Source organism: Arthrobacter sp. NPDC056886 (genome assembly GCF_042788715.1).
Taxonomy (GTDB): Bacteria; Actinomycetota; Actinomycetes; order Actinomycetales; family Micrococcaceae; genus Arthrobacter.
The window spans coordinates 295,067-308,442 of the sequence record NZ_JBHUBT010000002.1 but is presented as its reverse complement, the minus strand read 5'-3'; the positions used below and the strand labels follow the sequence as shown (position 1 = coordinate 308,442).

Annotated in this window: 10 protein-coding genes and 2 tRNA genes; 10 read left to right on the top strand and 2 right to left on the bottom strand. The window is 66.4% G+C overall.

The features are described from left to right. Positions 1–61: 61 nt before the first annotated feature. Entirely contained in the window at positions 62–2,617 is a 2,556-nt protein-coding gene (pepN, locus tag ACFRJ8_RS04555) for an aminopeptidase N (protein WP_377984973.1), read from the bottom strand. Positions 2,618–2,853: 236 nt separating this feature from the next. On the opposite strand from pepN, the gene ACFRJ8_RS04550 reads away from it, so the two are divergent. The 3 genes from ACFRJ8_RS04550 (at position 2,854) to ACFRJ8_RS04540 (ending at position 5,451) form a co-directional block, all read left to right on the top strand. After that, entirely contained in the window at positions 2,854–3,855 is a 1,002-nt protein-coding gene (locus tag ACFRJ8_RS04550; protein ID WP_377984971.1) for a hypothetical protein, read from the top strand. Between the two features lie 175 nt (positions 3,856–4,030). Next, a complete protein-coding gene (locus tag ACFRJ8_RS04545) occupies positions 4,031–4,522 on the top strand; it encodes a ribose-5-phosphate isomerase (RefSeq protein WP_377984969.1) in 492 nt (163 codons plus the stop codon). After that, positions 4,522–5,451, top strand: a complete 930-nt coding sequence (locus ACFRJ8_RS04540; RefSeq protein ID WP_377984968.1) for an Fpg/Nei family DNA glycosylase — start codon at positions 4,522–4,524, stop codon at positions 5,449–5,451. Before ACFRJ8_RS04545 ends, ACFRJ8_RS04540 begins: the two co-directional genes overlap by 1 nt. 103 nt (positions 5,452–5,554) lie before the next feature. Here the strand turns inward: ACFRJ8_RS04540 and ACFRJ8_RS04535 are convergent. Continuing rightward, positions 5,555–5,625 (bottom strand) — tRNA-Gly (locus ACFRJ8_RS04535). Positions 5,626–5,757: 132 nt separating this feature from the next. On the opposite strand from ACFRJ8_RS04535, the gene ACFRJ8_RS04530 reads away from it, so the two are divergent. The 7 genes from ACFRJ8_RS04530 to ACFRJ8_RS04500 all read left to right on the top strand — a co-directional run bounded on the left by ACFRJ8_RS04530 (position 5,758) and on the right by ACFRJ8_RS04500 (position 13,339). Continuing rightward, a tRNA-Pro gene (locus ACFRJ8_RS04530) sits at positions 5,758–5,832 on the top strand. 68 nt (positions 5,833–5,900) lie between these two features. Then, positions 5,901–7,292, top strand: coding sequence for a trigger factor (gene tig / locus ACFRJ8_RS04525; RefSeq protein ID WP_377984966.1), 1,392 nt, complete (start codon positions 5,901–5,903; stop codon positions 7,290–7,292). 297 nt (positions 7,293–7,589) lie between these two features. After that, positions 7,590–8,228 carry an ATP-dependent Clp protease proteolytic subunit gene (locus tag ACFRJ8_RS04520; RefSeq protein ID WP_377984964.1) on the top strand — a complete coding sequence of 213 codons (639 nt, stop codon included), beginning with the start codon at positions 7,590–7,592 and terminating at the stop codon, positions 8,226–8,228. Positions 8,229–8,266: 38 nt separating this feature from the next. Next, entirely contained in the window at positions 8,267–8,926 is a 660-nt protein-coding gene (locus ACFRJ8_RS04515) for an ATP-dependent Clp protease proteolytic subunit (protein ID WP_026266422.1), read from the top strand. Between the two features lie 133 nt (positions 8,927–9,059). Continuing rightward, positions 9,060–10,340, top strand: coding sequence for an ATP-dependent Clp protease ATP-binding subunit ClpX (gene clpX / locus ACFRJ8_RS04510; protein ID WP_229993382.1), 1,281 nt, complete (start codon positions 9,060–9,062; stop codon positions 10,338–10,340). Positions 10,341–10,480: 140 nt separating this feature from the next. Then, entirely contained in the window at positions 10,481–11,086 is a 606-nt protein-coding gene (locus tag ACFRJ8_RS04505) for a DsbA family protein (protein WP_377985185.1), read from the top strand. A 351-nt stretch (positions 11,087–11,437) separates the two neighbouring features. Then, positions 11,438–13,339 (top strand): glycoside hydrolase family 15 protein, encoded by a 1,902-nt coding sequence (locus ACFRJ8_RS04500; RefSeq protein WP_377984963.1) that lies wholly within the window; start codon positions 11,438–11,440, stop codon positions 13,337–13,339. Positions 13,340–13,376: the final 37 nt, after the last annotated feature.

Here is a 13,376-nt window from a genome sequence, read left to right as displayed (position 1 = left end):
CCCGGCGCCGCACAGGGGCGGCGCCGGGGTTCCAAGATTGCCGGGGGCAGGGGTGACTTTCCTAGCCGACGTCGGCCTGGCGGGCCCGCAGGGAGCGTTCCACGCCGTCGCGGTTCTCCAGCATCATCCGGCGCAGCGCCGAGCTGTCCTCCGGCAGCGAGGCCAGGAACTCATCGGTGCGGTCCACGGTTGCCTGCGTGGTCAGCTGGGCCGGGTAGAGCCCGACGACGATCTGCGAGGCCAGCGCGTGGGTGCGGTTGGCCATGATGCCCGGGACGGCCTCGAAGTACTTCTCGGCGTACGGCTTCAGCAGGGACGTGTCCAGGACCCGGGTGAAACCGGCCACCGCGGAGCCCTGCAGGGCGTTGGAGAGATCGCCCTTGACCACAATCGATTCCCAGGCTTCGGCCTTGGCTTCCGGAGTGGGGATGGCGGCCTTGGCCAGGGCGGCCGCGTTCTGGCCGTTGGAGGTGTTGTCGTGCGCCAGTTCCTCGTCGATCCGCTCCTGCCCGGCGCGGCCGCCTGCCACGAGGGACGCCAGCAGCTCCCACCGCAGGTCCTGGTCCACACTCAGCCCGTCGAGAGTGAGGGAGCCGTCCAGCAGACCGGACACCGTGTCCAGCTGCCCGGCGCTGCGGGCCAGCAGGGCGTAGGACTTCACGAACTGCAGCTGGGCGTCCGAGCCGGCCGGCACGGCCGAGGCGAGATCCCAAAGCCGATCGGTCGCGGCCACGGCGGTGGCCTCCTTGTGTTCCTCGGCCACGTAGAAGGTCAGTGTGGTGGCCAACTGCCGGAGCTGGACCAGGATCACGGAGGAATCGGATTCCTCGGCGATGTTGGCCAGGATCAGGTCCACGTACCCGCGGGCCGGGGATTCGCCGTCGCGCGCCGCATCCCAGGCCGAGCCCCAGACGAGGGTGCGGGGGAGGCTCTGGCTGAAGTCCTTCAGGTGGGCCGTCGCAGTGGCGAGGGACTTCGGATCCAGCCGGACCTTGGCATAGGCGAGGTCGTCGTCGTTGAGCAGGATCAGGTCCGGCTGGGCCAGGCCGGCCAGGGCCGGAACGTCGGTGCGCTCGCCGTCGACGTCGAGCTCCACGCGGTGCACGCGCTCCAGCTTGCCGGCGCCGTTGAGGTTGTAGAAGCCGACGGCGAGGCGGTGCGGCCGCAGCGTCGGCTCGCTCTCGACCGCGGACTGCACGATGGTGAAGGAGCCGATGGTGCCGTCCGCTTCCGCCGAGATCTCCGGCGTCAGGGTGTTGACGCCGGCCGTCTCCAGCCAGAGCTGCCCCCACTTTTCGAGGTCGCGGCCGCTGGCCTTCTCGAGTTCGGCCATGAGGTCGCTGAGCTCGGTATTCTGCCAGGCGTGCTTGCTGAAGTACTCGCGTACCCCGGACATGAATTCCTCCGGGCCCACCCAGGCGACGAGCTGGCGCAGCACCGAGGCGCCCTTGGCGTACGTGATGCCGTCGAAGTTCACCTCGACGTCCTGGAGGTCGTTGATCTCGGCGAAAATCGGGTGGGTGGTGGGCAGCTGGTCCTGCCGGTAGGCCCAGGACTTTTCCACGGAGGCGAATGTGGTCCAGGCGTGGTCGAACTCGGTGTTCTCCACGGCGGCGAGGTGGGACATGTATTCGGCGAAGGACTCGTTAAGCCAGAGGTCGTTCCACCAGCGCATCGTCACGAGGTCACCGAACCACATGTGCGCGAGCTCGTGCAGGACGGTGATGGCCCGGCGTTCCACCTGGGCATCGGTGACCTTGCCGCGGAAGACGTAGCCTTCCAAGATGGTGACCGCACCGGCGTTTTCCATGGCACCGGCGTTGAACTCCGGCACGAAGAGCTGGTCGTACTTCTCGAACGGGTACGGGCAGCCGAACTGGGCCTCGAAGAATTCGAAGCCCTGCCGGGTGAGCGCGAAGATGTTTTCGGCATCGAGGTACTGCATGAGCGATTTGCGGGCGAAGATGCCCAGGGGAGTGACGCGGCCCTCCGCTGAGGTGACCTCGCTGCGGACCGACTGGTACGGCCCGGCGATCAGGGCGGTGACATAGGAGGAGAGCCGCGGAGTGGGCGTGAACTCCCAGACGGAGCGGGCGCCCCCGTCCTCGCCGGGGATGGTCTCCACGGGTACCGGGGTGGGGGAGTTGGAGACGAGGTCCCAGTGCGAGGGGGCGGTGACGGTGAACGTGAAGCTGGCTTTGAGGTCGGGCTGTTCGAAGACGGCGAACATGCGCCGCGAGTCCGGGACCTCGAACTGGGTGTACAGGTAGACCTCGTTGTCCACCGGATCCACGAAGCGGTGCAGGCCTTCGCCGGTGTTCATGTAGGGCGCGTCGGCCACCACCAGCAGGTGGTTCTCGGCCGCCAGGTCCGGGAGCTGGATCCGGACGCCGTCGGAGACCTCGGCCGGGTCCAGTTCGCGGCCGTTGAGGGTCACGCTGTGCACGGCGTGGGTCACGGCGTCGATGAAGGTCGAAGACCCCGGCTTGGCCCTGAACTTCACGGCGGTGGTGGAGCCGAACACTTTCTCGCCGCGCGTCAGGTCAAGGCTGACGTCGTAGGAGTCGACGTCGATCAGGGCGGCGCGCTCGCGGGCTTCGGCGCGGGTCAGGTTCATACCGGGCAAAGGGGCCTCCAGAAGAAGATGGATACTGCCGGCCGGCCGAAGCCGCCGGCGATACTGTGAAATTATTCTTTCACGTCAGCGGCCCGTGGCAAGTTACCCCGGTCACAATGTCCCTGAACGAGGCCTTGACTGTCGCGTCCCGGAATCCGTGCTGGGGCACCTGGTCGGCCCTTGGCCTGCGCCGATACCTCCCGTCGCGGCAGGCGCGGCCGGGGTAGCGTTGGAGTATGGGAAAGCTTCGGGACTCGGTCGATGTCAGGGCCATGCGTTTTGCCATCGGGTTCCCCATGATGCTGGCGGCCGGATTCGTGGTGTGCGCGCTTCTGCTGCGCCCGGATCTGCCCGAGCCGCTGGCCGTCCGCTGGACCGACGCCGGCGCCGCGGACTTCGCGCCGTTCGTCGCCTTCGTGGGCGCCAGCGCCGCGCTGATCGTGGTGATCGGCTGGGCCGTGCTGCTGCAGGCCGTGCCGCTGTCCCGGCCTGTGATGATGCGCCGGATCATGATGGGCGCCGGGTTTGCCATGAGCCTCTTCGTCACCACCGTCCTCGCCGCCGCCCTCGTGGGCCAGCTGGGATTGCCCGACGCGCGGGGCTCCCACGTGGACGCCTCGGTCCTTGCCCTGGGAAGCGGTGCAGCCCTCGCCCTGGGCTTCGTCATGGGCATGGTCTTCAAGGCAGACGAACGCTGGTCTGTCGATGACGACCTCGGCATGCGCCAGGCCCTCGAACGCGAACAGGATCCGGAACTGGCCAGGGACCGGGTCAGCCTCTGGGTCCATGCCCGCAGCTCCATCTTCGTCATGCTCGGCATCGCGACGCTGCTGCCTGCCGCCCTCCTCACCATTGCCGTGCCGTGGCTGTCTGTCCTGCTGGTGGCCGCGGCCCTGGTGGCGGCGGCGTTCCTCGTGGCCCGGATCCGGGTCGACCGCAGCGGCCTGCACGTCTTCGCAGCAGGATTCGTCCGCGTCATGGATGTCCCGGCCGCGGCCATCGACGCCGCCACACCCAGGGACGTCACCGCGGCCGACTATGGAGGGTGGGGATACCGGAGCCACGGCAACACCACGGCGATGCTGGTCAGCAGCGGACCCGCGGTGGTCATCGACCGCTCGGACGGGCGCCGGCTGGCCGTGAGCGGCGGAAGCGCCACGGCGGCGGACAACATTGCCCAAACGCTGTCCCGAGTGGCGGACCGGGCCCGGCGGAACGGCGGGACCCCCGCCGTGTAGCCGGCCCGGGTAAAAGCCGTGTAGCCCGCCCGGGTAAAAATCTGTGTAACACGACGGTCCGGTGAGGCCTCCGGCCAGCTGGAGCACCGTCCCGGAAGACCCGGCCTAGTACGCTTGGACCAGACCCCCAACCGCCCCCGGGCGCCGTCTGGCGCCGCAACTGAACGGAACAGCCGTGACCATTTCTGACTTCCCCCGCGTGCACATTGCCACCGACCACGCCGGCATGGAGCTCAGCGCCCACCTTGTCAGCCACCTCAGCGCCAAGGGGTACGAGGTGGTGGACCACGGACCCAAGGTCTACGACGCCCTGGATGACTACCCGTCGTTCTGCATCAACGCCGCCCTCGCGGTGGTCGCGGACCAGGAAGCCGGAACGCACGCCCTGGGCATCGTCCTCGGCGGATCGGGCAACGGCGAGCAGATCGCCGCCAACAAGGTCAAGGGCGTCCGCGCCGCGCTGGCCTGGAACCTGTCCACGGCGCAGCTCGCCCGGGAACACAACGACGCCAACGTCGTCGCCGTCGGCGGCCGCCAGCACAGCGTTGATGAGGCCACAGACATCATCGAGGCCTTCCTGACGGAGCCGTTCAGCAACGACGAGCGCCACGTCCGCCGGATCGGCAAGATCGCCACGTACGAGCGCACCGGCGAGGTCGTCGACTAGTGCCGGAAGGGCATTCCGTCCACCGGCTGGCGCGCCAGTTCGGTGACGTTTTCGCGGGGGAGAGGCTGACGGTCTCCAGCCCGCAGGGACGGTTCGCCCCGGGCGCCGCCCTGCTGGACGGCCACGTCATGGCCTCCGCGACCGCGCACGGGAAGCACCTCTTCCTCGAGTTCGAGCACGGGCTTCTCCTGCATGTCCACCTGGGCCTCTACGGCGCCTGGGATTTCGGCGGCGACGCCAGCTTCCGCGGCGCCTCCAGCATCGGCGCGCCCCGGAAGGTGGGGGAGCGGGAGGTCTACGACGACGGCGGCGCGGCTGAAACGGCCGACGTCGTGGCTGCGTACGCAGGGCCGCCGGAACCGGTGGGTGCCGTCCGCGTCCGGCTGGTGAGCGGGCATGGCTGGGCGGATCTGCGCGGCGCGACCACATGCGAGGCGATCACGGAGGCGGAGGCGGCGGCCGTGCTGGCGCGGCTCGGCCCGGACCCGCTGCGCAACGGGCGCGGTGACCGGGACGCATTCGCCGCTACAGTGGCGGCCAAACGCACCCCGCTGGCGGGCCTGCTCATGGACCAAAAGGTGATTGCCGGCGTCGGGAACGTCTACCGGGCCGAACTCCTGTTCCGACAGCGCCTCAACCCCTGGCTGCCCGGCGCCGAACTGTCACCGGGCGCGGCCCGCCGGCTCTGGGACGACACGGCGGCGATGATGTCCGACGGCGTGCGGGACGGCCGGATTATTACGACGCCGCCGCGGTACTGGAACGGGACCGGCTCTGGCGCGTCCGGCCTGGTGCTGCCGGATCCGGACCACGCGCACTTCGTCTACCGGCGGCACGGGCTGGACTGCCGTGACTGCGGCACGCCCGTGGCGCTCACGGAGTTGGCTGCGCGGAAACTGTACTGGTGCCCCCGGTGCCAACAGGCCTGATCGGGCGTCTTTGCCGGCAGGCATGAAAGCTGCAATCAACCAAGAAATGAAGCAGACACGAAAAAAGCCCCTCCGCAGAGGGGCTTTTTTCGTCATATTTCCGAGGGGACGACGGGAATCGAACCCGCGTAATCAGTTTGGAAGACTGAGGCTTTACCATTAAGCTACGTCCCCGGGAACTTGCTGGAACTCCAGCAAAACTTTCCGGTCGGCTGTTCAAGCCGGATACAACTAAACCCAATTCAGGGCCCCGGTGTCAAATGTGCAAATCGGCACAGTATGACCGTAGACTGTTCTGTGCACTTACGGGGTGTAGCTCAGCTTGGCTAGAGCGCCTGCTTTGGGAGCAGGAAGTCGCAGGTTCAAATCCTGTCACCCCGACTCTGCAAGCACTGCCAGCACGTGGCAATGCAGAACCCCATACCCCCCACACCAGGAGTACTTAGACTGTGAAGAGCGCTGTCGAGAACCTCACCCCCACGCGGGTCAAGCTCAATGTTGAGGTCCCCTTTGAGGAATTGAAGCCCAGCATCGCAGAGGCATACAAGACTGTTGCTTCGCAGATCCAGGTCCCCGGTTTCCGCAAGGGCAAGGTCCCCTCCAAGCTCATTGACCAGCGCGTTGGCCGCGGCTACGTCCTGGAGACGGCCATCAACGAAGGCCTCAACGGCTGGTACCAGGCCGCGGTGCAGGAAACCGGCATCCGCCCCCTGAGCCGTCCCGAGGTCGAGATCACCGAGGTGCCGGACCCGTCCGCCACAGACGGCGAACTCAAGTTCCACGCCGAGGTTGACATCCGCCCCGAGATCGAACTGCCCGACTACGCCGGCATCAAGGTTGAGGTGGCCGCCGCCGAGTCTTCGGACGCCGACGTCGACAAGGCCCTGGACGAGCTCCGCGGCCGCTTCGGCACACTGAAGTCCGTCGACCGTCCGGCCGCCGATGGCGACTTCCTGACGATCGACATCGCAGCCTCGATCGACGGCGCCGACGTTGACTCCGCTTCCGGCCTGTCCTACCAGGTCGGCGCCGGCACCATGCTCGAAGGCCTCGACGAGGCCGTCACCGGCCTCAGCGCCGACGAAGACGCCATCTTCGACACCACCCTGGTCGGTGGCGAGCACGCCGGCGAAGCCGCTCAGGTCAAGGTCACCGTCAAGGCCGTCAAGGAGCGCGAGCTCCCCACCGCCGACGACGACTTCGCCCAGCTCGCCAGCGAATTCGACACCCTGGCCGAACTCCGTGAGGACCTCGCCAAGCAGGCCGCCGAGTCCAAGGTTGTTGAGCAGGGCGTCGAGGCCCGCGACAAGGTCCTGGACAAGCTCGTTGAGCTCGTCGAGGTTCCCGTCCCGGCATCGATCGTCGAAGAGCAGCTTGAGCAGCACTTCAACGCCGAAAACGCCCACGGTGAAGGCGAGCACGACACCGAGGAGCACCGCGCCGAGGTCAAAGCCAACACCGAGCGCGCCTTCCAGAACGAGGTCATCCTTGACGCAATTGCCGAGAAGGAAGAAGTCAACGTCAGCCAGAACGAGCTGATCGACTACATCGTCACCACCGCCAGCCAGTACGGCATGGACCCGAACCAGTTCGCCCAGATCATCGATCAGAGCGGCCAGGTTCCCATGATGGTTTCCGAGGTCCGTCGCCGCAAGGCACTGGCCGTCGTCCTGGGCCAGGCCGAGGTTACCGACTCCGAGGGCAACAAGGTTGACCTGAGCGACTTTGTCCGCCCCGGCGACGAGGCAACCCCGGCAGCCGAGGCCGTTGAGGAAGCCACCGCAGAAGACACAGCCACCGAGGCCACGCCCAGCGATGACCCCGCAGCAGTGAAGTTCTAGCATTAGCGCATGCGGCCCCCGGATCACCGATCCGGGGGCCGTTCGTTTTAAGCCCGCGACTGCCGGGTGGGCCCTGTTGCCGCGGTCGGATGAAAGCCGCGAAGGCCGCGCATCAGGGACCCCGCTTGCGCGGTGCCGGCAATCGTGCGCCGTCAGCGAACAGCCCCGCGCCAGCGAACAAAGCGGGCGTGAAAACGGTTAGTGTCGCTGTAGGAAAGTTCAGTGATGTCGTCCAGTGGCGTCACCGTCGCCAGCGAGAGGTAAGTACATATGTCACAGCAAGCAGGGGCACCCCGGATGGCTACTGTCGATCCGGCAGCCCAGGATAACTACATTTACAACCGCCTGCTGAAAGAGCGCATCATCTGGCTCGGCTCCGAGGTCCGCGACGATAACGCCAACGCGATCTGCTCCCAGCTGCTGCTGCTCTCGGCGGAGAATCCTGAGAGGGACATCTACCTTTACATCAACTCACCCGGCGGCTCCGTCACCGCCGGCATGGCCATCTACGACACCATGCAGTTCATCCCGAACGATGTTGTCACGGTTGCCACCGGCCTCGCCGCGTCCATGGGCCAGTTCCTGCTCTCCTCCGGCACCAAGGGCAAGCGCTACGCCACCCCCAACGCCCGCATCCTCATGCACCAGCCCTCCGGCGGCATCGGCGGCACGGCGTCGGACATTAAGATCCAGGCCGAACTGATCCTGCACATGAAGAAGGTCATGGCCGAACTCACCGCTGACCAGACCGGCCAGAGTGTGGACACCATCCTCAAGGACAACGACCGCGACAAATGGTTCACGGCCTCGGAAGCCCTCGAGTACGGCTTCTTCGACAAGATCGCGGCTCACGCCGGGTCCGTGGCCGGCGGCGGCGGAACCAACGCCAACGGCTCCGGCAACAGCGGCGGCGCTGCCACGGCCACCGAGAACTGACCGGCAGGTAGAAAGCAATGAATTCAGGAGCAATGAACATGAACTACAACTTCGGTTCGACTGCCGGTAATCTGCCGAGCAGCCGTTACGTGCTGCCCCAGTTCGAAGAGCGCACCCCCTACGGCTTCAAGCGCCAGGACCCGTACACCAAGCTGTTCGAGGACCGCATCATCTTCCTCGGCGTCCAGGTTGACGACGCCTCGGCGGACGACGTCATGGCCCAGCTGCTGGTGCTCGAGTCCACCGACCCGGACCGTGACATCACGCTCTACATCAACTCCCCGGGCGGCTCCTTCACCGCCATGACCGCGATCTACGACACCATGACGTACATCCGGCCGGAGATCCAGACCGTCTGCCTCGGCCAGGCGGCCAGCGCCGCCGCCGTGCTGCTCGCGGCCGGCACGCCGGGCAAGCGCCTCGCGCTGCCGAACGCCCGCGTCCTGATCCACCAGCCCTCACTGTCCGGCGGGCAGGGCGGGCAGGCCTCAGACCTGGAGATCCAGGCCGCCGAGGTCATGCGCATGCGGTCCTGGCTCGAGGACACGCTGGCCAAGCACTCCGGCCGTACCCCGGAACAGGTCAACAACGACATCGAGCGGGACAAGATCCTCACAGCCGCGGAGGCCATGCAGTACGGCCTCATTGACCAGGTCCTCGATTCCCGCAAGATCAAGCCCCAGGCAATCGCGCGCTAATCAGCAATTCGCGACGCGCCGGTGCGGCACTTTTACTTGGCCGCACCGGCGTCCGCTTTCCACCCAACGGGCACAAAGTGACCTAGAGTGGAACATGTCACAGGCAGCAGCAAGCTACTAAAGGGGTTCACACATGGCTCGGATTGGCGAGAGCACTGATCTGCTGAAGTGTTCTTTCTGCGGAAAGAGCCAGAAGCAGGTCCGCAAGCTCATTGCCGGGCCCGGCGTCTACATCTGCGACGAGTGCATCGAACTCTGCAACGAGATCATCGAAGAGGAACTCGCGGAAGTAGCTGACCTGGGCAGTTTCGAGCTGCCCAAGCCCCGCGAGATCTTTGACTTCCTGCAGGAGTACGTGATTGGCCAGGAACCGGCCAAGCGGTCGCTCGCCGTCGCGGTGTACAACCACTACAAGCGGATCCAGGCCGGCCACGCGCCCAAGAGCGGCAGCCTCGCCGACGGTGTGCATCACGACGACGTCGAGATCGCCAAGTCCAACATCCTGCTGATCGGCCCCACCGGCTGCGGCAAGACCTATCTGGCCCAAACCTTGGCCCGCCGACTCAACGTTCCGTTCGCCGTGGCTGACGCTACGGCACTGACGGAGGCCGGCTACGTCGGCGAGGACGTTGAGAACATCCTCCTCAAGCTCATCCAGGCCGCCGACTACGACGTCAAGAAGGCCGAGCAGGGCATCATCTACATCGATGAGATCGACAAGATCTCACGCAAGAGCGAAAACCCGTCCATCACCCGGGATGTCTCCGGCGAGGGTGTGCAGCAGGCACTCCTGAAGATTCTCGAAGGCACTGTGGCCTCGGTCCCGCCGCAGGGCGGACGCAAGCACCCGCACCAGGAATTCATCCAGATCGACACCACCAACGTGCTGTTTATCGTGGCCGGCGCTTTCGCCGGGCTCGAGGACATCATCGGTTCGCGTTCCGGACGCAAGGGCATCGGCTTCGGCGCCCCGCTCAACGAGGTCAAGAACACCACGGATTCCTATGGCGAGGTCATGCCGGAAGACCTCCTCAAATTCGGGCTGATTCCGGAATTCATCGGCCGGCTGCCCGTCATCACCACCGTCTCGAACCTGGACCGCGCCGCGCTCATCCAGATCCTGTCGACGCCGAAGAACGCCCTCGTCAAGCAGTACCAGAAGATGTTCCAGCTCGACGGCGTCGAGCTCATCTTCGAGGACGAGGCCCTGAACACCATTGCCGACCAGGCCCTGGAGCGGGGCACCGGCGCCCGAGGGCTCCGCGCGATCATGGAGGAAGTTCTCCTGCCGGTGATGTTCGACCTCCCCAGCCGCGACGACGTCGCGAGCGTCGTGATCACGGAAGAGGTCGTGACCAAGAAGGCAGCGCCCACGATGATCGCCCACGACGTCAAGCGCCGCAAGTCCGCCTGACCGCCTGCTTCACTCGAACGAAGCTCGTTCGGAATAAATCAGCCGTAACGGTCGCTGTCATCTTTAGCGTGCCGTGTCTGTGATCCACCGCAGCGCGCTTCCCGCAGACTTCCTTAAGGAGAACACCTGTGCCTGAAACCATGACCAACAAAGCCGACTTCTGGTTCGACCCGATGTGCCCGTTCGCCTGGGTCACCTCCCGCTGGATCGGCGAAGTGGAAGCAGTCCGCGACATCAAGACCGAGTGGCATGTGATGAGCCTCGCCGTGCTCAATGAGGGCCGCGAGGAGCTGCCCGAGCAGTACCGGGAGTTCATGAAGAAGGCGTGGGCTCCGGTCCGCGTCATCACTGCCGCCGCCGAACAGCACGGTGCGCAGTACATCAAGCCGCTCTACGACTCCATGGGCACCAAGATCCACAACGAAGGCAACAAGGATATCGACGAGGTCATCGCCAAGTCCCTGGCAGAGGCGGGACTGCCGGCCGAGCTTGCAGCCGCCGGCCAGAGCGACGAATTTGATGCGCAGCTCCGCACCAGCCACGAGGCAGGCATCTCCCTGGTCGGCCAGGACGTGGGCACACCCGTCGTCGCCTTCAACGGCACAGCCTTCTTCGGCCCGGTCCTGACCCGCATCCCGCGCGGCGAGGAAGCCGGACAGATCTGGGACGCCACGGTGACCCTGGCATCCTTCCCCTACTTCTTCGAGATCAAGCGCAGCCGGACCGAAAGCCCGGTCTTCAACTAGGCCTCGAATCACCGGGCCGGGCACCTTGCCCGGCCCACCAGGGCCCCGGTAGAACTACTCCGATGTAGTTCTTCAGGGGCTCTTGTGCATGCCAAACCGGGGGACAACAATAGAACTTACCCACTTCGAAAGAAGAGGGACGCAGGAACCAAAGATTCAGTGACACTCATCCGACGCAGCCTTCGGCAAAGTCAGATGATGGCTACCAGTGACGAGGTAGGAAGACCTGAAAGTCTAAGGATCCTGCCAGATTGTCTAAGACGTCACGTGACAATCGAAAAGTCGAAGCCCCACCAACGGCTAACGCTGATGGGGCTTCCCCTTTGCCCAAAAACTGGTCAGAGTGTGCCAATGAATAGTGTCCAGGGCAGTGAACCCATTGCGGACTACGCCCTCCTGTCCGACTGCTGCTCCGGCGCGCTGGTCAGTACGGCCGGCTCCGTGGACTGGCTCTGCTTCCCGCGCTTCGACAGCCCGTCGGTGTTCGGCCGGCTACTCGGCCCGGAGGCGGGATTCTGGTCGATCCGGCCCGCAGCCTCCCACTCCTCGACCCGGCGCTACCTCGGACCCACGATGGTGCTGGAAACCACCCACACCACCGCCGAGGGGCGTGTGACGGTCACGGATGCCCTCGCCCTTGGGGAGGGGCGGCGCGGCCACGAGCTCGGTGCAGACTCCCCGGGCACCCTCTTGCGCCAGGTGTCCTGCACGCAGGGCACCGTCGACGTCGACTTCATCCTCAGTGTCCGGCCCGACTACGGCCTCGCCAGGCCCCTTGTCAGCTGGCCCCTGCTCCGTGGCGCCGACGGCGGCCTGCTGGTTCGCGCCGGCGATGTGGTCCTGTCGGTTTCGACGCCGGCATCGTTCCGGCTGAGCACCGACACCGGCACGGAAACCGGAGCCGGCGCTGGTACCGACTCTGTGCACGCACGGCTCACCCTTCGCGCCGGGGACGTTGCGGGCTTTGCCCTCCACTCTGGCGCCGGAGACCCTGGGGCCGGAGGGAGCGGCGCCCCCGTGTTCTGGAGCCCGACGGAGATCGCCCACAGGCTGGAGGACACCGTGCATGGCTGGACCAGCTGGTCCGCGATACACCAGAACTATCGCGGCCCGTGGCAGGAGCTCGTGGCCGGCAGCGGAAGGATCCTGCAGGCGTTGAGCTACTTCCCAAGCGGCGCGATCGTGGCCGCCCCCACCACGTCGCTGCCGGAGGTGGCCGGCGGCACGCGCAACTGGGACTACCGCTACAGCTGGATCCGGGACGCCAGCATGACCTTGCAGGCTCTCTGGGTGGCGGCGTGCCCGGATGAGGCCGGGAAGTTCTTTCAGTTCCTGGCCACCGCGGCAGCCAGCCAGCTGGCCGCCGGCGAGGAACTGCAGATCATGTTCGGCATCGGCGGGGAAAGGGAACTGCCCGAACGCGAGCTCGACCACCTGCCGGGCTGGCGTGCCAGCGCCCCGGTCCGGGTGGGCAACGGGGCCTGGAACCAGCGCCAGCTGGACGTCTACGGCGAGCTCCTCGACGCCGCCGCGACCTTGCCGGAGTATCTCGCGGAGCTGGCACCGGAGGCACGGAAGTTCCTCGCCGACGCCGCGGACACGGCCGCCGCGCGTTGGCGGTCCGCCGATCAGGGCATCTGGGAAGTCCGCGGCGAACCGCGCCACTACCTGCATTCCAAGCTGATGTGCTGGGTGGCCGTGGACCGCGCCATCTCCCTGGCCGCGATGCTGCAGTCAACCGAAAAGGTCCCGCATTGGACCGAAGCGCGGGACGCGATGGCGGCGTCCATCCGCACCGAGGGGTGGAGCGGGACGGCGAACGCCTACACCCAGGCCTACGGCTCCGAGGACCTCGATGCGTCGGCCCTGATGCTCGCCATCGTGGGATTCCTGCCGCCGGACGATCCCTGCATGATCGCGACGATTGAGGCGATCGAGGAACGGCTCACGGATTCTCGCGGCCTCGTGTACCGCTACCTGGCCGACGACGGCATGGCGGGGGAGGAGGGTACGTTCCTGCTGTGCACTTTCTGGCTGGCGCACGCCCTTGCCCTGGCCGGACGCACCGAACGCGCCCGGGCCGTCTTCGAGCGGGCGGCCGCGTTCGCCACGGACCTGGGCCTGATGGCCGAGGAGGTCGCCCCGGACAGCGGCGAGCTGCTGGGCAACTTCCCGCAGGCGTTCAGCCACATTGGCCTCGTCAACGCGGCCTGGGCCATCAGCCAGGCCGAGGACCGCGCGGCCCGGCACTGACCCGGCCAACGCACGAGGGCGCCGTGCCAGGTTTCCC